This is a genomic window from Chromobacterium vaccinii (assembly GCF_000971335.1).
GTDB classification, from domain to species: Bacteria; Pseudomonadota; Gammaproteobacteria; order Burkholderiales; family Chromobacteriaceae; genus Chromobacterium; species Chromobacterium vaccinii.
The window spans coordinates 44,460-63,724 of sequence record NZ_JZJL01000020.1; the positions used below are offsets into that span (position 1 = coordinate 44,460).

The 19,265-nt window shown below is 66.8% G+C and carries 14 protein-coding genes; 9 read left to right on the forward strand and 5 right to left on the reverse strand.

Annotated elements, in window-relative coordinates; genetic code table 11:
• The first annotated feature begins 50 nt into the window (after positions 1-50).
• Positions 51-578, forward strand: coding sequence for a GNAT family N-acetyltransferase (locus VL52_RS11665; RefSeq protein ID WP_046157191.1), 528 nt, complete (start codon positions 51-53; stop codon positions 576-578).
• A 380-nt stretch (positions 579-958) separates the two neighbouring features.
• On the opposite strand, the gene VL52_RS11670 is transcribed toward VL52_RS11665, so the two are convergent.
• Entirely contained in the window at positions 959-3,226 is a 2,268-nt protein-coding gene (locus VL52_RS11670) for a nitric-oxide reductase large subunit (RefSeq protein ID WP_046157192.1), read from the reverse strand.
• Positions 3,227-3,411: 185 nt separating this feature from the next.
• Positions 3,412-4,509 (reverse strand): nickel/cobalt efflux transporter, encoded by a 1,098-nt coding sequence (locus VL52_RS11675; protein WP_046157193.1) that lies wholly within the window; start codon positions 4,507-4,509, stop codon positions 3,412-3,414.
• 116 nt (positions 4,510-4,625) lie between these two features.
• On the opposite strand from VL52_RS11675, the gene VL52_RS11680 reads away from it, so the two are divergent.
• Positions 4,626-4,898: a metal/formaldehyde-sensitive transcriptional repressor gene (locus VL52_RS11680; RefSeq protein ID WP_046157194.1), complete on the forward strand. Its 273-nt coding sequence runs from the start codon at positions 4,626-4,628 to the stop codon at positions 4,896-4,898.
• Positions 4,899-4,916: 18 nt separating this feature from the next.
• Here the strand turns inward: VL52_RS11680 and VL52_RS11685 are convergent, their stop codons facing one another.
• Together VL52_RS11685 and VL52_RS11690 are read right to left on the reverse strand one after the other, a co-directional pair.
• Positions 4,917-5,234, reverse strand: coding sequence for a cupredoxin domain-containing protein (locus tag VL52_RS11685; RefSeq protein WP_046157195.1), 318 nt, complete (start codon positions 5,232-5,234; stop codon positions 4,917-4,919).
• A 14-nt stretch (positions 5,235-5,248) separates the two neighbouring features.
• Positions 5,249-6,205, reverse strand: coding sequence for a metallophosphoesterase family protein (locus tag VL52_RS11690; protein ID WP_046157196.1), 957 nt, complete (start codon positions 6,203-6,205; stop codon positions 5,249-5,251).
• 197 nt (positions 6,206-6,402) lie between these two features.
• Between VL52_RS11690 and VL52_RS11695 the strand changes: the two genes are divergently transcribed.
• From VL52_RS11695 to VL52_RS11705, 3 genes are all read left to right on the forward strand, one after another.
• A complete protein-coding gene (locus VL52_RS11695; protein WP_021477715.1) occupies positions 6,403-7,020 on the forward strand; it encodes a TetR/AcrR family transcriptional regulator in 618 nt (205 codons plus the stop codon).
• A gap of 85 nt (positions 7,021-7,105) precedes the next feature.
• Entirely contained in the window at positions 7,106-7,846 is a 741-nt protein-coding gene (locus VL52_RS11700) for an NADPH-dependent oxidoreductase (RefSeq protein ID WP_046157197.1), read from the forward strand.
• Positions 7,847-7,874: 28 nt separating this feature from the next.
• Entirely contained in the window at positions 7,875-8,969 is a 1,095-nt protein-coding gene (locus VL52_RS11705) for an alkene reductase (protein WP_046157198.1), read from the forward strand.
• 45 nt (positions 8,970-9,014) lie between these two features.
• On the opposite strand, the gene VL52_RS11710 is transcribed toward VL52_RS11705, so the two are convergent.
• On the reverse strand, positions 9,015-9,662 hold the full coding sequence (locus VL52_RS11710) for a TetR/AcrR family transcriptional regulator (RefSeq protein ID WP_200895998.1): 648 nt from the start codon (positions 9,660-9,662) through the stop codon (positions 9,015-9,017).
• Between the two features lie 71 nt (positions 9,663-9,733).
• Here VL52_RS11710 and VL52_RS11715 point away from each other — a divergent pair, with 71 nt between their 5' ends.
• From VL52_RS11715 to VL52_RS11730, 4 genes are all read left to right on the forward strand, one after another.
• The gene (locus tag VL52_RS11715) at positions 9,734-11,188 is read left to right on the forward strand and encodes an amidase (protein WP_046157199.1); all 1,455 of its coding nucleotides are present in this window, start codon (positions 9,734-9,736) and stop codon (positions 11,186-11,188) included.
• A 187-nt stretch (positions 11,189-11,375) separates the two neighbouring features.
• Positions 11,376-13,448, forward strand: a complete 2,073-nt coding sequence (locus tag VL52_RS11720; RefSeq protein WP_046157200.1) for a prolyl oligopeptidase family serine peptidase — start codon at positions 11,376-11,378, stop codon at positions 13,446-13,448.
• Positions 13,449-13,710: 262 nt separating this feature from the next.
• Positions 13,711-18,264: a PAS domain-containing hybrid sensor histidine kinase/response regulator gene (locus tag VL52_RS11725; RefSeq protein ID WP_052729266.1), complete on the forward strand. Its 4,554-nt coding sequence runs from the start codon at positions 13,711-13,713 to the stop codon at positions 18,262-18,264.
• Positions 18,261-19,196 carry a diguanylate cyclase domain-containing protein gene (locus VL52_RS11730; protein WP_046157201.1) on the forward strand — a complete coding sequence of 312 codons (936 nt, stop codon included), beginning with the start codon at positions 18,261-18,263 and terminating at the stop codon, positions 19,194-19,196. The genes VL52_RS11725 and VL52_RS11730 overlap by 4 nt, the downstream gene beginning before the upstream one ends.
• The last annotated feature ends 69 nt before the right edge of the window (positions 19,197-19,265 follow it).

Genomic DNA, 19,265 nt, shown 5'->3' on the forward strand with positions numbered 1-19,265 from the left:
GCTTGGCCATCAACCTTGCAAATCCAGAAACAGAAAACAGGAGACTCAAGATGGCGCAGCTGGAAATCATCGCGCTCGACGCCGCGCAAACCCAAGCCCGCTTGCCGCAACTGGCCGAACTCTTGCACGCCTGCGTGCATGACGGCGCCAGCATCCATTTCGTGCAACCCTTCCCCATAGAACAAGCCGCCGCGTTCTGGCGCGACAAGACCTTGCCCGGCATCGCAGGCGGCAGCCGCGTGCTGCTGGCGGCGCTGGCGGACGGCGAACTGGCAGGCAGCGCGCAATTGGACTGCGACACCCCGCCCAACCAGCCGCACCGGGCCGAGGTATGCAAGCTGATGGTGCATCCGCGCCACCGCCGCCTGGGGCTGGCCCGCGCGCTGATGGCGGAATTGGAGCGCCAGGCGCGGCAACGCGGCCGCAGCCTGTTGACACTGGACACCGCCAGCGGCGACAAGGCCGAGCCGCTGTACCTGTCGCTGGGCTATCTGGCAGCCGGCCGGATCCCCGGCTACGCCTGGGACGGCCGCGGCGAAAAACTGCAAGCCACCACGCTGATGTACAAGGTGTTGTAGGCGCGGAAAAGCCGGGCAAGCCCGGCCTCATCCGATTTTGGTATTCCTGCGTGGAAGATGGGCCAACAAGAAGCATCCACGCTTCCGCAGCGCCCGCTCCCTTCAAGCCTGCCGCCGGGCGGCAGGCCCGAGGTTTTAAGCGGCTGCCTGTCCGAGCCCCGCGACGTTAGCGCGGGGCGAGTTCAGCCGCGCCTCGGGCCTGACTCTGCTCGGCGGGAAGCCGCAGGCCAGGCTTGCAGGGTGGCTTTTAGGGGTGGAGGGGATATTTGGCCACACAAATATCCCTTCCCTGCTCGCCGGGCAGCCCCGGCATTCAAAACCATCATCCGCGCAGCGGATTCAATATAAAGGGAGCCCAAAACGGGCTCCCAGACAATGGCTCACGCCCGCTGCGCAGCCGCAGCCTTCCTGCCGCCCCAGCCCAGCAGCCGCAAGGCGAAGCGGCCCAGATACAGCACGCCCAGCGCGAACACGATGTCGCCCGGCACCCGCAGCCACACCAGATTCTGCATCAGCGCCGAGTGCACCACCTCCGGCGAGCGCGCATACCACAAACCATGCTCGATGCTGGCCCAGGCCTGGTAGATGCCGGAGGGCAGGATGGACATGAACACCATCATGAACAGGCCGATGTTGAGCATCCAGAAGGTCGGCTTCAACAGGCCGTCATCCCATTGCTCCGCCTCCGACACGCCGCGCAGGCAGAACAGCATCAAGCCTATGCCCAGCATGCCGTAGACGCCGAACAGCGCCGCGTGGCCGTGGGCCGGCGTCATGTTCAGCCCCTGCACGTAGTACAGCGAGATCGGCGGGTTGATGGCGAAGCCCAGCAGGCCGGCTCCCACGGTATTCCACAAGCCGACCGCGACAAAGCACAGGATGGCCCACTTGTAGCGCGCCACCCACGGCGCGGCGCCGCCGCGGCGGTAAGTCTGCCAGCCCTCGAAGCCCACCAGCGCCAGCGGCACCACTTCGAACGCCGAGAACACCGCGCCGATCGAGATCACCGCGGTGGACGCGCCGGTGAAGTACAGATGGTGCAGCGTGCCCAGGATGCCGCCGAACAGGAAGACAATGGTTTCCAGCACGATGGCGCGGTTGGCGCTGGCCATGCGGATCAGGCCCAGCCGCGCGAAGATCAGCGCGATCACCGCGGTGGCGAACACTTCGAAGAAGCCTTCCACCCACAGGTGCACCAGCCACCAGCGCCAGTACTCGATCATCGAGTAATGGGTATGCTGGCCCCAGGCCAGCGAGGTGGCGTAGAACAGTCCGATGCAGGCCGCGGACAGCAGCAGCATCGCGATCAGGCTGCGGCCCTCGGTCTCCGGATTGCGCAGCGCCGGCAGCAACGCGCGCGCCACCAGGAACAGCCAGAACAACAGGCCGATGAACAGCAGTATCTGCCACACCCGGCCCATGCTGGTGTAGGCGAGGCCCTGGTTGCCGATCCAGAAGCTGAAGTCGGTGCCCAGCCGCTGCAGCGTGCCCAGCCAGCCGCAGACGGTGGAGCCGACCACGATGAAGATCAGCGCCCAGAACAACACGTCCACGCCCAGTTTCTGATGCTTGGGCTCATGGCCGGACAGCAACGGCGCGATATACAGGCCGGTGGCCAGCCAGGCGGTGGCGATCCACAACACGCCGAACTGGGTGTGAATGGTGCGGCTCACCACCCAGGGCAGCACCTCGGCCAGCGGCAGGCCGAAGAAGCTGTGGCCCTCCACCGCGTAGTGGGCGGTGATGGCGCCCATGCCCACCTGGGTCAGCAACAAGCCGATCACCACATAGAAATACTTGCGGGTGGCGCGCATCGACGGCGTGGCCTTGAGCCGGCCCAGCGGGTCGGCATCCGGCACCTGAGCGGGCTCCTCGCCTTCGCCGGCGGCCATGTGATACCACACCATGGCGGCGATGCCGGCCAGCATCAGGATCACGCTGGCGATAGACCACATGCCGTTGGCCGCGGTGGGCGCGTTGCCGACCAGCGGCTCGTGCGGCCAGTTGTTGGTGTAGGACACGCCGGTCTCGCCCGGCCGGTCGGCGGCTGCGGACCAGGCCGACCAGAAGAAGAACGCCGACACCGCCAGACGATCTTCGGCCGACGGCAGCGCGTTGGCGGTCATCGCGTACTGCTCGCGCAATTTGTCGAAAGCCGTATCTGCGCCGTACAGGCCCTGATAATGAGCGGCCACCTCGCGCGCGGCGGCGGCGCGGGCCGCGCTCAGCGTCAGCGTGTCGCTGGCCGCGTCATAGCCGTTGGCGCGCATCTCGCGGCGCAGCTCGGCGTCCAGCATGCCCTGATGGCCGACATCCAGCTGCGCGTAAAGCTTGCCGAAGCGCTGCTTGGCCCACTCCTCGCGCAGCGCCAGCGCCTCGCGGTGCAGCCAGTCGGCCGACCAGTCCGGCGCCACGTAGCTGCCGTGCCCCCACACCGTGCCCAGCTGCTGGCCGCCGGACGCCAGCCAGGCCTGCTGGCCGCGGCGTATCTGCTCGCCAGTGAACAGCGTCTTGCCGTCGGCGCCCTGCACCGCCGTCGGTATCGGCGGCGCCGCCTGATAGATTTCCTTGCCCATATAGAGCAGGACCGAGAATGACAGCAGGCAGATCACCGCCAGCCATCCCCATAGTCTTCGCGTGTTTTTCATATGCGCTCCCTTCGCGGGCCTCCCAAGTAACTGACTCAATCCGCAGCCTACATGCCGGAATTAAAGATGTATATATTGCACATCTTTAAGCATGATGCAGATCAAGTCCGCGGAATCCATCCCTTGAAAACGCATGAAAAAAGGCGGCCCCGCATGGGAGCCGCCTGGCAGGAACAAGCAGCCGTTCAGGCCAGGTGCGACCAGCCGGACCAGCCCAGATACAGCCCCACCAGCATGATCAGCGCGCCGGAGACATACGGCGCTCTCCTCACCCATGCGCCGAAACCGCTCCAGCGGCGCGACACATGCTTGACGCTCAACGCCGCCAGCACGCCGGACGCCATCATGGTCAAGGCCAGGCCTATGCTGAAGCACAATACCAGCGTCGCGCCCAGCGCCACCTGCTTCAGTTGCAGGCACAGCAGCAGCACGGTGATGGAGGCCGGGCACGGCACCAGGCCGCCGGTCAGGCCGAACAGCACGATCTGGCCGGTGGTGACGTCGCGGCCGGCGAAGCGGCAGCGGATGTCGTTGGCGTGCGCCCTCTCGTGCGGGTCCTGATAGCCGGACGCGGACACATCCAGGCCCTCGTCCCGAGCCGCCGCATGATGACCATGCTCGGCGAATTCGATGTCGTAGTCATGGCTGTGATGGCCGTGCCCCAGCTTCAGGCGCGCGACGAAGGCGTGCGGCTCGGGAATGTCTTCCACCGACTCCAGGAAAGCGCCGACGTCGCGGAAAGCGAAAACCTGGCGGCCGCCGTCGGCGCGCTCCGTTTCCAGCACAACTTGATCGGCCCGCCACGCCAGCCGATGGCCATCCGCCGCGGCCAGGCGGAAGCGCGGCGGCATGCCGGCCTCGGCAATCTCCAGCGCCACCACGCCGTGGCCGGTGTCGATCTCCCTGGCCTCGCCATCATGGTGATGGTGATCGTGGCCATGCCGGCTATGGCGCCAGGTGCGCCACATCATCCACGCGGCCACCATGATCACCAGCGCCGCCGATGCGATCTGAAAATACGGCTCCGCGGTTTCGGCATTCCAGCTGCGGCCGAAATGCAAACCTGCCAGCGCCACCAGCCACACCACCGCGGTGTGGGACACGGTGGCGGCCAGGCCAAGCAGCACGGCCTGGCGCACCGTGCCGCGGATGGCGACGATGAAGGCGGCCATCATGGTCTTGGAGTGGCCCGGCTCCAGGCCGTGCAAGGCGCCCAGCGCGATGGCGCTGGGCATGAACAGCCAGGCGTTGCCCTGCTGCAGCAGGGCGGAGAACGAAGTCATGGCGATTTCCGGGTAGGAGGTAGGTGCGCCGCATTATACTCACCCCCAGTATCAATATACTAGCCCCCAGTATATGCCATGCTAAGATCAGGTGATCGAGAACGGAGAACCACACGATGTCGCACACGGTACGGGACAAGGCCAAACTGCTGGCGCGGGTGCGCCGCCTGAAGGGCCAGGCCGCCGCGCTGGAAAAACAACTGGAGAGCGATGGCGACTGTTCGGCCATCCTGCAGCAGATCGCCGCGATACGCGGCGCGGTCAACGGGCTGATGCTGGCGGTGATGGAAGGCCATCTGACCGACCACGTGGTCAAGGAGCCGGAGCTGGAGCAGCGCCAGCACGACCTGGACGCCGTGCTGCAAGTGCTCCGCTCCTATCTGAAATAGCCGGAAACCGCCACCGGTTCAGGGCTTGCGCACATGCACCACGCCGGTCATGTACGGGTGCACCGCGCAGAAGTAGGCATAGTCGCCTTCCTTGTCGAACACATGCTCGTAGCGATCGTCGGTGTCCAGCGCCTTGGAGACGAAGGACTTGTCGCGGCCCGACACCGTATGCGGGACTTCATCATGGTTGACCCACGTCACCTTGGCGCCCGGCGCCACCGTGACCTCCTTCGGCGTGAACGCGAACTTGCTGATGTCCACCTGCTGCGGTCCGGCCCAGGCCATGCCGGCGGCCAGCCAGGCGCCCAGCGCCGCTCCCGTTTTCCAAGCGCTCATGCCATCCCCCTCTCTCAATGATCCAGCGGCGTGTCGACCATCGCCAGCTGGCCGCTGCCCGGAACGATGGTCAGCTGCCGGGTGCCCAGCAGCTTGCCCAACTCCCCGGCCGGCACCTTGACCGGCGCCGGCTCGCCGAAACCAGCCTGGCCCGGCGTCGGCAGCGGATAGGCCAGCGAGCGCGCGGTGTGGAAGGCGACATGCCCCTCCACTTTCTGCATCACCTGATGAATATGGCCGTTCAACACCGTCACCGAGCCGAACGGCCGCAGCAACGCCATCACCCGGTCGGCGTCGGCGGTGCCCCAGCCCCACGGCTCGTACACCGTCCACAAGGGAATATGGGCCAGCACGATGATGGGCGTAGAACGGGACAGCCCGGCCAGATCGCGCTTCAGCCAGGCCAGTTGCTCGTCGCCCAGCGCCGCCAGCCGGCCGGTGGAGAAGTTCAGCACATTGTTGAGCGCGACGAAGTGGACGCCGCCCTGGTCGAAGCTGTACCAGGCCTTGCCCTTGCCGTCGTGGTCGAAGAACTTCAGATAGCCGGACACGCCGTCGTCCAGCGCGTCATGCTCGCCGGGAATGGTGTGGACGCGGTCGACGCGGATCTCCTTGAACATCTGCCGCCCCAGATCGAACTCCTCCGGCTTGGACAGGTGGCTGACGTCGCCGGTGTGCACGGCGAAGGCCGGCGCCCGCTGCAAGGCGTTGATGTCGGCGATCGCGCGGCGCAGGCTGCCCTGCACGTCGGGATTGGCCTCGCGGTGGAAGCCCAGATGGGTGTCGCTGATCTGCACGAAACTCAAGCCGCTCTCGCCGGCGCCCATCTCTTCGGCGGCCTGCGCCCGCGGCACGCCGCCCGCCATGGTCCACACCAGCGCCGCGCCGGACCAGGCGGCCAGACAGCCCAAGGCCTCGCGGCGGCCTGCATCCGGCGCGCCTTCTTGATCCGTTGCATTCTTTTCGTCCATCGCCCGCTCCTTTCGCAATGCGCCTCCGCCCGGTCGTCCGACCGGATCGGCCGCTTGGCGGCGACGCGCTGAGCTGGTTGTAGGATGGGCATCCGGCTCAGTCAAGCCGCGCCGCTGTGGAATGAAAACGACAACGGTTTGAGAGTTGGCGGATAATTTTCTTGAAACTAGACGACTGGTCTAGTAGTATTCAGCGCATGTCACGAGCCAATCATTCAGCCGATACCCGCGAGCACCTGCTGGCCACCGGCGAGGAAATCATCCTCGGCAAAGGCTTCGCAGCCGTCGGGCTGGCGGAGATTCTCTCCACCGCCGGCGTGCCCAAGGGGTCGTTCTACCATTACTTTCCGTCCAAGGAAGGCTACGGCGTGGAAATGCTGCGCCGCTACTTCCTGAGTTACGACGAAAGACTGGTAGTGCTGCTGCGGCCCGAGTCCGGCAACGCCCGCGACTGTCTGATCCGCTATTTCCAGGGCTGGCTGGACACCCACCGCTGCACCGAACAGAGCCATACCTGCCTGGCGGTGAAACTGGCGGCGGAAGTGTCCGACCTGTCCGAGCCGATGCGCGAAATGCTGGCCGAAGGCATGGGCCGGCTGATTTCCCGCCTGGCCGACGCCATACGCCGCGGCCAGGCCGAAGGCAGCCTGTGCACCTATCTGGAAGCCGACGAGTTGGCCGCCAGCCTGTACAGCCTGTGGGTGGGCAGCGCGCTGCTGTACAAGGTGCAGCGCTCCGACCAGCCCATGCACAACGCCTACCGCTTGACGGAAACCATGCTGCCGCAGCCTGACAACGCCAGCTGTAAACGATAAAGAGAGCCCCCGCCGCAGCCGGCGGGTTTTCTTGAAACCAATACTAGACGACTGGTCTACTCATTTAATTGAAATGGAGCGAATCATGAACGAAACCTTGCAACTGATGCACAGTCATCGCAGCGTGCGCAGCTATCAGGACAAGCCCGTCGCCCCGGAACTGCTGGACGCCGTGCTGGACGCCGCCTGGAAAGGCCCCACCTCGATCAACGGCCAGCAGGTCTCGCTGGTGGTGGTGCAGGACGCCGAACGCCGCCGGCGCATCGCCGAAATCGCTGGCGGACAACCGTGGATCGCCCAGGCGCCGGTGTTCGTCGCTGTGGTGATGGACTTCCACAAAACCCATCTCGGCGTGGAGATGGCCGGCGAAAAGCAGGTGATACACGACAGCGTGGAAGCCTTCGCCGTCGGCTCGGTGGATGCCGGCATCGCGCTGGGCAACATGATCACCGCCGCGCACGCCGCCGGTCTGGGCGTGGTGCCGATCGGCGGCATCCGCCGCGATCCGCAGGCGATGATAGACCTGCTGGATCTGCCGGAACTGACCTTCCCGCTGGTTGGCCTGGTGATAGGCCACGTTCAGGATGACGCCGAACAGAAACCCCGCCTGCCGCGCTCGAGCTTCGTCCATCGCGAAAGCTACCAGGCCGCTGAGCTGGCCGGCCACATCGCCGCCTACGACGACACCCTGCGCCGCCACTGGCAGGACATCGGCCGCGCCGACGGCGAGCCCTGGACCGCCAACACCGCGCGCTACTACCGCCAGGTTTACTTCCCCAAGGTCGCGCCCGTCGCGCGCGCCCAGGGTTTTGGCTTCGAGCAGTAACTCCGACCACTCCTCCAAGGAAACCGATATGCACGCCGACAAACTGCTGACCCCGCTGCAAATGGGCGCCGTCGCCCTGGCCAACCGCGTGGCGATGGCCCCGCTGACCCGCCTGCGCAACATCGAACCGGGCGACGTGCCCGGCCCGCTGGCCAAGGAATACTATCGCCAGCGCGCCAGCGCCGGCCTGATCGTGGCCGAGGGCACCCACATCTCGCCCACCGCCAAGGGCTATGCCGGCGCGCCCGGCATCTACAGCGAGGAACAGGTCCGCGCCTGGAGCGAAGTGACCGACGCCGTGCATCAGGACGGCGGCAAGATCGCGCTGCAGCTGTGGCACACCGGCCGCATCTCGCACCGCTCGCTGCAGCCTAACGGCGACGCGCCGGTCGGGCCGTCCGCCATCCAGGCCGACAGCCGCACCAATATCCGCGCCGCCGACGGCAGCTTGGTGCGCGAGCAATGCGACACCCCGCGCGCGCTGGAAATCGAGGAAATCGAGGACATCATCGAGGACTACCGCCGCGCCACAGACAACGCGCGCCGCGCCGGCTTCGACCTGGTGGAAATCCACGGCGCCCACGGCTATCTGATCGACCAGTTCCTGTCGCCGCAAGCCAACGTCCGCACCGACCAGTACGGCAGCAGCGTGGAAAACCGCGCCCGCTTACTGCTGGAAGTGGTGGACGCGGTGGTGGCCGAGTGGGACGCCGATCACGTCGGCATCCGCATCTCGCCGCTGGGCATCTTCAACGGCGTCACCAACACCGACCAGCTGGAGATGGCGCTGTACCTGGCCGAGCAGCTGGCCAAGCGCAAGCTGGCTTTCCTGCACATCTCCGAGCCCGACTGGGCCGGCGGCCCGGTGTTGGACGACGGCTTCCGCGCCGAGCTGCGCCAGCGCTATCCCGGGGTGATAATCGGCGCCGGCGGCTACACCGCGGAAAAGGCCGAAACGCTGCTGAGGAAAGGCTATATCGACGCCGCCGCCTTCGGCCGCAGCTATATCGCCAACCCGGACCTGGTGGAGCGGCTGAAGCGCAACGCCCCGCTGAATCCGCCCAAGCCGGACAGCTTCTACGGCGGCGGCGCGGAAGGCTATACCGACTACCCGGCGCTGTAAGCTCCCGGCCAAGCCCCGCCCGCCGCGGGGCTTTTTCACGGCGGCTCAGCCGGTCGACGCCTTCGCCTGCCGTTCGACAATGGCGCTGGCGATCCGTAGCGCGAGCGTGCCGGCATCAACGATGGACTGGTTCTGCGCGGCGACCTGCGCGCCTTCGAACACCAGCATCAGTTCGCTCGCCGTATCCTCGGGCGACGCGAGGCCGGCGGCCCGGCACAAGCCCGCCAGCCGCCGCCACTGGCCTTGCTTGTATTCCGCTATCAGTTTGCGGCCGACGTGTTCTCTGTCCGGCAGCTCCGCGATCGAATTGATGAACGGACAGCCGCGGTGCGACCAGGCGCCGGCGTCGTCGGCGAAGAAAGCCGCCCATCCCAGAATCTGCGCGCGCGGATCCCCGGCGTGCTCGGCCGCTATGGCGTCGAACGTGCGCCAGTAGCCGGCGATCACCTGGCGCAGCCATTCCGCCAACAGCGCGTCTTTCGACTGGAAATGGCGGTACAGCGCCATCTTGGTGGTATTCGCCCGGGCGGCGATCGCCTCGACGCCGGTCGCCCGGATGCCATCGTTGTAAAACAGTTCGCCTGCCGCCTCGAGGAGGCGCTCCCGCGGCGCGGCCGAAGACTCGCCCGCTTTTCGCTTGTTCATTTTTCCATCCGTCTTGACGACGATACCGATCGGTATCATCATGCCCATGCAATGATACCGAACGGTATCACCAATCTCCGGCTCATGTCGAGCCGGGGCATCCTCCATGGGAATCAGCGATGAAGCTTTCGGAATATGCGCAATATGACGCGGTGGGACTGGGCAATCTGGTCGCGCGGGGCGAAGTCAGCCCGCAGGAGCTCGCCGATGCGGCGCTGCGGGCGTGCGCGGCGGTCAACCCTCAAATCAACGCGGTCATCGAAACCTGGCAGCCCGAACTGTCGGGCATCGCCTCGGCGCTGGAGCGCGGCTCGCCGCTCGCCGGCGTGCCCTTCCTGATCAAGGATGTCGGCGTGACCATGGCTGGCAGGAAGATAGAATTCGGCAGCCGGCTGGCGCAAGGCTTCACCGCCGCGGCCGACTCCATCCTGATGCGGCGCTTCCGCGAAGCGGGACTGGCGACGCTGGGACGAACCACCACACCCGAGTTCGCCTGGAGCGGCACCACCGAATCCGCGCTCTGCGGCCCGACCCGCAATCCCTGGAATCCGGCTCGCGGCGCGGGCGGCTCCAGCGGCGGCGCGGCGGCAGCGGTAGCCGCCGGCATCGTGCCGATGGCCCATGCGACCGACGCGGCCGGCTCCATCCGCATCCCGTCCGCCGCCTCCGGCGCATTCGGACTGAAGCCGACGCGCGGCCGCGTATCCAACGGCCCGATTCTCGACGAGGCCATCCACGGCCTGGCCGCGCAACTGGGCGTCAGCCGTTCGGTGCGCGACAGCGCCGCGCTGCTCGACGCCGCGCGCGGCGCGGACGCCGGCCAGCCCTTTTGCATAGAGGAACCAGACGGCAGCTATCTTGCGCAGGTCGGCATAGAACCCGGCAGGCTGAAGATAGGCGTGATGCCGCAGGCCTGGGGCGGCCAGCGCACGGCGACGGCCATCGTCGGGCATCTGGAAGCCGCCATGCGGCTATGCGAGTCGCTAGGCCATGTCGTGGAAGAGGCGGAACTTCCCTTGGGCTGCAGCTGGGACGCCTTCGTCCGCGCCAGCTCGGTGCTGTGGGCCGCCAACATCGCCGCCTGGATCGACGACATGGCGGCAGCCACCGGGCGCAAGATCGATCTGTCCACGCTGGAGCCGCAGACGCTCGCCGTCTACCGGACCGGACACGGGATACGCGGCATCGAGATCGTGCGGGCGCTGGATCTGCGCAACGTCGTCACCCGCAGCGTCGCCGCCTTCTTCTCGCGCTACGATCTGCTGCTGACGCCGACCCTGCCCGATCTGGCGCCGCCCATCGGCAGCTATGCGGCCGGCGCGGAAACGATGGACGGCCACCAGTGGACCGAGCGCGTGATGGGCGGCTCGCCGTTCACCCCGGTCTTCAACGCCGCCGGCGCGCCGGCCATGTCGGTGCCGCTGTTCCAGGATGCGGCGTCCGGCTTGCCGGTCGGCATGCAGTTCGTCGCGCCGGCCGGACGGGAGGACGCGCTGTTCCGGATGGCAGGCCAGCTGGAGCGCGGCCTGCCATGGGCAGGCCGCAGGCCGACGATATGGGCGGGAAAAGCCTGAAACCCGCGGCAGCCGGACCCAGACGCCTCAATCAGAAAGGGAAACCGGCGTCCCGCGCCGATGACAAAAGGATTTGAAACGCGATACAGTCTGGAACTGGCCGCCGCCCGACCGGCGCGCCGCGACAACAGGGCGCCCTGCACGCCAACCGCGCCGGCGGCAAGGGCTCCGCACTTAGGAGAACATCATGAAGACCAGACTGCTCGCGTCCGCGGCTCTGCTGTTGGCGGCGCAGGGCCATGCCGCCGCGCAGGACCCCTACCTGTGGCTGGAAAACATCCAGGGCAAGGATGCGCTGCAATGGGTGCATCAGCAGAACGCGCTCACCGTCAAGGAAACCGAGGGCTGGAAAAGCTTCCCGCAGTTGAAGCGGGACATTCTGGCCGTCCTCGACTCCAGCGCGCGCATTCCCTCCATCGAAAAGATAGGCGACCGCTACTACAACTTCTGGCGCGATGCCCAGCACCCGCGAGGCCTGTGGCGCAGCGCCACGCTGGACGAATACCGCAAGGCCGATCCGGCCTGGGAGATGGTGCTGGACCTGGACAAGCTGGCGAAGGATGAAAAGGAAAACTGGGTGTGGCAAGGCGCGGACTGCGTCAAGCCCAAGCAGGACCGCTGCCTGATCCGGCTGAGCCGCGGCGGCGGCGACGCCGCGGTGGTGCGCGAATTCGACCTGCCGGCCAAACGCTTCCTCGCCGACGGCTTCGTGGTGCCGGAAGCCAAGAGCGAGGTCAACTGGGCCGACCGCGACACGCTGTACGTCGCCACCGACTTCGGCAAAGGCTCGCTGACCGACTCCGGCTACCCACGCATCGTCAAGGAATGGAAGCGCGGCCAGCCGCTGGCCGCCGCCGCGACGCTGTTCGAGGGCAAGCAGACCGACATCTCGGTCAACGCCGACGGCATCGACACCGCCGGCCATCATTATGACGTGATCAGCCAAGGCACCAGCTTCTTCTCCAGCGACACCTACCTGAAACAGGACGGCAAGTGGCTGAAGCTGGACAAGCCCGGCCACGTCGAAGCGTCCTTCCATGGCCCCTGGCTGCTGCTGCGGCCGCGTCAGGACTGGAATGTCGGCGGCCATGAATGGAAGGCCGGCAGCCTGCTGGCCATCAAGGCAAGCGACTACCTGCAGGGCAAGCGCGACGTCGCCGCCCTGTTCCAGCCCAGCGCCACCACCTCGCTGGGCGGCAGCGCCGGCACCCGCGACGCGCTGATCCTGACCGTGCTCGACAACGTCAAGAGCCGGCTGGTCGAATGGAAAGTGGTGGACGGCAAATGGCAGTCGCGCCCGGTGGGCGCGCCCGGCTACGGCAGCATCAGCGTCAGCGCGGTGGACAGCGACGACTCCGACGACTACTTCTTCACCTTCACCGACTTCCTGACGCCGACCTCGCTGTCGCTGGCCCACGCCGGCAGCGACGCGCGCGAGCCGCTGAAACAGCAGCCCGCCTTCTTCGACGCCAAGCCCTATCGCATCCAGCAGTTCTTCGCCCGCTCCGACGACGGCACCCGCGTGCCCTACTTCGTGGTGGCGCGCAAGGACGTGAAGCTGAACGGCAAGAACCCGACGCTGCTGTACGGCTACGGCGGCTTCGAAGTGTCGCTGACGCCCTATTACAGCGGCACATTGGGCAAGGCCTGGCTGGAGCGAGGCGGCGTCTACGTGCTGGGCAATATCCGCGGCGGCGGCGAATACGGCCCGGCCTGGCACGAGGCGGCGTTGAAGCACAAACGCCAGAAAGCCTACGACGACTTCTCGTCCATCGCCAGGGATCTGGCCCGGCGCGGCATCGCCGACGCCCGCCATCTCGGCATCAAGGGCGGCAGCAACGGCGGCCTGCTGATGGGCGTGATGCTGACCAAGTACCCGCAGCTGTTCCACGCCGTGGTCTGCCAGGTGCCGCTGCTGGACATGCGGCGCTTCAACAAGCTCTTGGCCGGCGCCAGCTGGATGGACGAATACGGCAACCCGGACCAGCCGACAGACTGGGCCTACATCCAGCGCTATTCGCCGTACCAGAACATCCGGCCCGGCGCCAAGTACCCGGCCACGCTGTTCGCCACCTCCACGCTGGACGACCGCGTCCATCCCGGCCACGCCCGCAAGATGTACGCGGCGATGAAGGCGATGGGCGCCGATGTCCGCTATTACGAGCGCACCGAAGGCGGTCACGGCGCCGCCGCCAGCCACGACGAGGAAGCCCGCATCGCGGCGATGGAATACGCATTCCTGTGGAAAGAACTGCGCTGATCCACGACGGCCCCGCTGCGGGGCCGCTTTTTCCCCGGCAGGGGATGCGCCAACGCCCGGCCGCGCCAACGCGTCCCGGGCGTTTTATCGAATGCCCCCCGCCGGCGAAGCGCTCCCCTTTTGCCCGCTCCGCCCGGCCGCCCCCGCGGCAATCGGCCGGCCTCGCGCCTTCGCATGAAATGCAATTCAAATGCGCGCCGGCTCTACCTATAATCGAAAACGGTATCGCCGATCCGCCCCTCCTTACTCGCAGGAGCTGCCCGTGTCTCGGATTCCGCGTCTGTCCGGCTGGCTGAAACAGGAATTGCGGCTGATCGTCGCCTTCCTGTGCATGGTGGCGGCCGTCGCCGCGGTGGTGGCGTTCCAGGCGGGCCTGCACCAACGCCAACAGCTGCTGAGCGCCTACCAGATCCGCCTGGGCTACGTCACCCATACCCGCAACGACATCCTGCGGCAGCAGTTCGACCAGCTGCGCCGCGACGCGCTGTTTCTCGGCAACACGCCACCGGTGTCCGGCATCGTCCGCGCCGCGTCCAAGCAGGGCCAGGACCGCCGGAAAAACACCCGCGATGAAACCTGGAGGCGGCAACTGGGCACCATATTCGCCTCCTTCCTCGACGCCAACCCCGACCTGACCGCCATTCGCTTCATCGGCGTGGCGGACAACGGCCGGGAACTGGTGCGGGCCGAGCGCGGCCCCGGCGGCCAGGCGCAAATCGTATCCGCCCAAACGCTGCGCACGCATGGCGGCAGCGATTACATGCAAGCCACAGCCAAGCTGGCGCGGGGACAAGTCTATTTTTCCGACATCACGGCGGGCCGGCGCCATTCTCCGCATCCGCAACCCGATGCCGGGCTGCTCCCGACGCTGCGCGTGGCCACCCCGATATTCAACGAGCAGGGACGCATGTTCGGCATTGTGATCCTCAATTACAATGCCAGCCGGCTGCTGCAGTCGCTCCTGAAAAACATTCCGGTGGAGCTGCGCATCTACCTGACCAACCGCGACGGCGACTATCTGCTGCAGCCCGACCCTCAGCGCACGTTCGGCTTCGAGCATGGCCAGCGCTGGCGCTGGCAGGACGACTTCCGGCCGACTCCAGCCAGGGCCGACCAGCCGGATGGCCTGCAAGCCTATGCCTCGCCCCACGGCACCGCCTACGCCCGCTGGCTGGACATCCCCTTCGATCCAGCCGCGCCGGAACACTACTGCCGCATTTACGCCGCGCTGCCGGATCAGGCAGTCGCCAAGCTGGCCCAAACCGCCCGCCTGTCCGCGCTGGGCAGCACGCTGGGCGTATTTTTGCTGATCGCCATGGTGCTGGCGGTCTACCGGCGCAAATACCGGCAAGCCAGCGCCCGCCAGGCTGAGCTGGCCGCCATCGTGGAAAGCTCGCACGACGCCATCATCGGCTGCTCCGCCGAAGGCCGCATCGCCAGCTGGAACCTGGGCGCGGAAAAAATGCTGGGCTACCCGGCGCGGGAAACGCTGGGCAAACCGCTGGAAAACTTCATCCAGCTGCCCTCGGCGGACAGCCGCGCGCTATCCTTCCGGAGCGTCGAGCCGCGGGAGTTGACGCCGCTGGAGCTGATCTGCTTCCTCCACGACCGGGAGGGCAGGCGGCTGGATGCCGCCGTCACCGTCTCGCCGGTGCTGACCGCCGGGCGGCAGGGCGGCGTCGCTCTGATCATCCGCGACATCACCGAACAGGTGGCGAACGAGCGGCGCATCCTCGAGATGAATGCCTGGCTGGAGAGGCAAGTGGAACAGCGCACCGCGCAGATCCGGGTATTCTCCGCGCTGCAAAACGCCATCCTCGCCAATGCCGGCTACGCCATCATCGCCACCGACCAGGATGGCGTGATCACTCTGTTCAACCCCGCCGCCGAACGCATGCTGGGCTACGCCGCCGCCGACATGATAGGACGCGAATCCCTGACCCGCTTCCATGATCCGCGCGAACTGGCAGAGCGCGCGCGTCTGATCGGCGAGCGCCTGGGCCAGGAGATCGAGCCCGGACTCGACGCCATCATCGCTCCATCCCGGCTGGGCCCTGACGAAAGCCAATGGACCTACGTCCGCCGCAACGGCGGCACCCTGCCGGTGCTGCTGACCGTATCCGCGCTGGAAAACGACGATGGCCTCGTCACCGGCTATCTCGTCATCGCCGCGGACATCACCCAGCGCGAACAGGACCGCCGCCAGCTGGAACTGGCGCGCGACCAGCTGGTCAAGGCGGCGGAGGTAGCCGAACTCGGCATCTGGAGCTGGACGATAGACAGCGACATGCTGGAATGGAACGACCGCATGTTCGAGATCTACGACCTGCCCCGATCATTCCGCGACTTCGGCCTCTACTACAACCACTGGCGCGGCCGGGTCCATCCCGACGACGTCGAACAGGCCGAACACCAGCTGCAGCGCGCGCTGGAAGGCTCCGACGTCTACAACGCCGACTTCCGCATCCTGCGGCAGGACGGCGAAACCCGCCACCTGCAGGCCGCGGCCCGGGTCGAATACGGCTCAGGCGGCAAGGCGATCCGGGTGGCCGGCATCAATCGCGACGTCACGCTGGAGCGCGAACGCGAAGCGTGGCTGAGCCAGGCCAAAGCCGCGGCGGACAGCGCCAACCGCGCCAAGTCGGAGTTCCTGGCCAATATGAGCCACGAGATCCGCACGCCGATGAACGCCATCCTGGGCATGCTGCAGCTGATCCAGCAGACCGGCCTGAATCCGCGCCAGGCCGACTACGCCGACAAGGCCGCCTCGGCCGCCCGCACCCTGCTGGGCATACTCAACGACATCCTGGACTTCTCCCGGGTGGAGGTCGGCAAGCTGACGCTGGCCCCCCATCCGTTCAGCGTCGACAAACTGTTGCGCGACGTCGGCGTGATCATGTCCGCCAATGTCGGCGACAAGGACGTGGAAGTGCTGTTCGACATCGACCCCGGGCTGCCCGACTGGATCTCCGCCGACGCGCTGCGGCTGCAGCAAATCCTGATCAACCTGTCCGGCAACGCGATCAAGTTCACCGAACGCGGCGAAGTGGTGATGGCCGCGCGGCTGCTTGGCCGGAAACAAGACAAGCTGCGCATCGCCTTCTCGGTGCGCGACACCGGCATCGGCATCGCGCCCGAACATCTGCAACGCATCTTCGAGGGCTTTTCCCAGGCGGAAGCCTCGACCGCGCGCCGCTACGGCGGCTCCGGCCTGGGCCTGGCCATCAGCCAACGGCTGGTGACGCTGATGGGCGGCCAGCTGAGCGTGGAAAGCGAAGCGGGAAAAGGCAGCCTGTTCCGCTTCGAGATCGATTGCGAAACGGCCGAAGCGCCGAAACCGGCGGTCGACGTCGTCTCACTGCGCGATCTCAGCTGCCTGGTGATAGACGACAACGACAACGCCCGCCAAACCCAGAGCGGCCTGTTGCGCGCCTTTGGCTGGCAAGTGGATACCGCGGCCAGCGGCGAGGAGGCGCTGGCCCTGATGGAGCGGCCCCGTCCGAAAGAATATGACGTTATCCTGGTGGACTGGCGCATGCCGGGACTGGACGGCTGGGAAACCTGCAGCCGGCTGCGCCAGCTGGAAAGCCGCGCGCGCGCCTCGGTGATCGTGCTGGTCACCGCTTATGGCCGCGAGCTGCTCGAGCAGCGGCGAAGCCAGTCTCCAGACATGTTCGACAGCCTACTGGTCAAGCCCCTCACCGCCTCCATGCTGTTCGACGCCGTCGCCGACGCCCGGGCGGGCAATGGCCGCCGCGAAAGCCTCCCGCCTCCGGACGCGCCCCGGCAAATGCGGCTGAGCGGGTTGCGGCTGCTGCTGGTGGAGGACAACCTGACCAACCAGCAAGTCGCCCGCGAGCTGCTGGGCAGCGAAGGCGCCGAAATCGATGTGGCCGACTGCGGCATGGCGGCGCTGGACGCGGTTCGCAACGCCCCCGCGCCTTACAATCTGGTATTGATGGACATCCAGATGCCGGACATGGACGGCTATGCCGTTACCCGGATTCTGCGGCAGGATTTCCCGCCCGAGGCGCTGCCCATCGTCGCCATGACCGCCAACGTGATGCCGGCGGATCGCGAAGCCGCGCTGGCATCCGGCATGAACGACCATGTCGGTAAACCCTTCGACCTGGCCCAGCTGGTCGGCGTCATCCTGCACCACGCCCGCGGCCAGGCCGCTCCGGAAAGCCGCCCTCCGGCCGCTGCCGTCGCCGGCCGGCTGCTGAACAGCGAAGCCGCCATCGTTCGCTTCGGCGGCAATCTGGAAATCTACCGCCACACCCTGCTCAGTTTCTGCGAGGAAAGCCGCGCGCTGCGGGATGGATTGCAGCAAGCGCGCCGCTTCCGGCAGCGCGAGCAAGGCATACAGTTTCTGCATACACTGAAAGGACTGGCAGCCACCATCGGCGCGGAAACCCTGGCGGCGACGGCCGCTCTGGAAGAAAAAGCGCTGCGGTCCGCCGAGCAGGATTGGCCCGCCGACTACGCCGACCTGGAACGGGAAGCCGGGCAAGCCGAACAGGCCGCCAGGCAATTGGCGGCGGAGCTGGAAAACTCGTCGCGCCTCAACGCGCCGCAGCATCCTGATGGCCAGGACCCGGGCCTCGAACTGGCCGAGGGCCTCGCCAGACTGGCCCAGCTGCTGCGCGAAGCCAATGTCGAGGCGATACAGCTGTTCGCCTCGCTCCGGCAACGCCATGGCCGCGCTCGGCCCGGCGAGTTCGACCGGCTCAACGAGGCGATCATGCAGATGAACTTCACGGCTGCCGTCCGCCTGTGCGAGGACATGCGGCAGCAGAAAGCGCCACAGCCATGAACCAAGACATCCCAGGCCTTGCCCGGCCTGCCGCCGGCCGGCGCGGCCGGATACTGGTCGTCGACGACCAGCCGGCCAATATCGTGGTCGCGCATCAGATACTGCGCGAACGGCACGATGTCTTCATGGCCACCAACGGCGAGCAGGCGCTGGAATTCTGCCGGGCCACGCCGCCGGACATGCTGCTGCTGGACGTGGAAATGCCCGGCCTCAACGGCATGGACGTATGCCGGCGCCTGAAACAGGATCCGGCCACCCATGATATTCCCGTCATCTTCGTCACCGGGCTGCAAAGCCCGCAACAGGAGCTGGAATGCTGGGAGGCCGGCGCCGCCGATTTCGTCAGCAAGCCCGTCACCCCCATCACCCTGCTCAACCGCGTCAACGCCCACCTGACGCTGAAATTCCAGGCCGACCAGTTGCGCGTGCTGGCCTATCACGACGGTTTGACCGGCATCGCCAACCGCAGGAATTTCGACGAGCGCCTCGACAAGGCCTGGCGCCACTGCCAGCGCGCGCGCAGCACGCTGGCGCTGATCCTGTCCGACGTCGACCTGTTCAAGAAATACAACGACAGCTGCGGCCACCACGCCGGCGATGAATGCCTGCGCCAGGTGGCGTCGGCGATCCAGGATCAGATGCGCCGCCCCTACGACCTGGCCGCGCGCTACGGCGGAGAGGAATTTGTCTGTCTGCTGCCGGAAACCACGCTGGCCGGCGCGGTGACGGTAGCCATCAAGATAGACGCAGCGGTGCGGGCCCTGCACATCCAGCATCCGGCCTCAAGCGTCGACGTCTGCGTCACGCTGAGCCAGGGGGTGGCCGTGATCGAACCGGATGCCGGGGAAGACGGCGAACGCCTGCTCCGCCTGGCCGACGACCAGCTGTACCTGGCCAAGCGGACTGGCCGCGGGCGCGTCTGCGCGGTTTAGCGCCCCAGCCCGCGCTTTACGATTTGCGGCTTGCGCCGTCCGCGCCGGCGCGTCCCGGCCCAGGCATTG

Excerpts from the sequence above, each read along its gene's own strand:
- VL52_RS11665 (WP_046157191.1), top strand. The coding sequence starts at position 51 with ATGGCGCAGCTGGAAATCATCGCGCTCGACGCCGCGCAAACCCAAGCC.
- VL52_RS11670 (WP_046157192.1), bottom strand. The coding sequence starts at position 3,226 with ATGAAAAACACGCGAAGACTATGGGGATGGCTGGCGGTGATCTGCCTG.
- VL52_RS11675 (WP_046157193.1), bottom strand. The coding sequence starts at position 4,509 with ATGACTTCGTTCTCCGCCCTGCTGCAGCAGGGCAACGCCTGGCTGTTC.
- VL52_RS11680 (WP_046157194.1), top strand. The coding sequence starts at position 4,626 with ATGTCGCACACGGTACGGGACAAGGCCAAACTGCTGGCGCGGGTGCGC.
- VL52_RS11685 (WP_046157195.1), bottom strand. The coding sequence starts at position 5,234 with ATGAGCGCTTGGAAAACGGGAGCGGCGCTGGGCGCCTGGCTGGCCGCC.
- VL52_RS11690 (WP_046157196.1), bottom strand. The coding sequence starts at position 6,205 with ATGGACGAAAAGAATGCAACGGATCAAGAAGGCGCGCCGGATGCAGGC.
- VL52_RS11695 (WP_021477715.1), top strand. The coding sequence starts at position 6,403 with ATGTCACGAGCCAATCATTCAGCCGATACCCGCGAGCACCTGCTGGCC.
- VL52_RS11700 (WP_046157197.1), top strand. The coding sequence starts at position 7,106 with ATGAACGAAACCTTGCAACTGATGCACAGTCATCGCAGCGTGCGCAGC.
- VL52_RS11705 (WP_046157198.1), top strand. The coding sequence starts at position 7,875 with ATGCACGCCGACAAACTGCTGACCCCGCTGCAAATGGGCGCCGTCGCC.
- VL52_RS11710 (WP_200895998.1), bottom strand. The coding sequence starts at position 9,662 with ATGGGCATGATGATACCGATCGGTATCGTCGTCAAGACGGATGGAAAA.
- VL52_RS11715 (WP_046157199.1), top strand. The coding sequence starts at position 9,734 with ATGAAGCTTTCGGAATATGCGCAATATGACGCGGTGGGACTGGGCAAT.
- VL52_RS11720 (WP_046157200.1), top strand. The coding sequence starts at position 11,376 with ATGAAGACCAGACTGCTCGCGTCCGCGGCTCTGCTGTTGGCGGCGCAG.
- VL52_RS11730 (WP_046157201.1), top strand. The coding sequence starts at position 18,261 with ATGAACCAAGACATCCCAGGCCTTGCCCGGCCTGCCGCCGGCCGGCGC.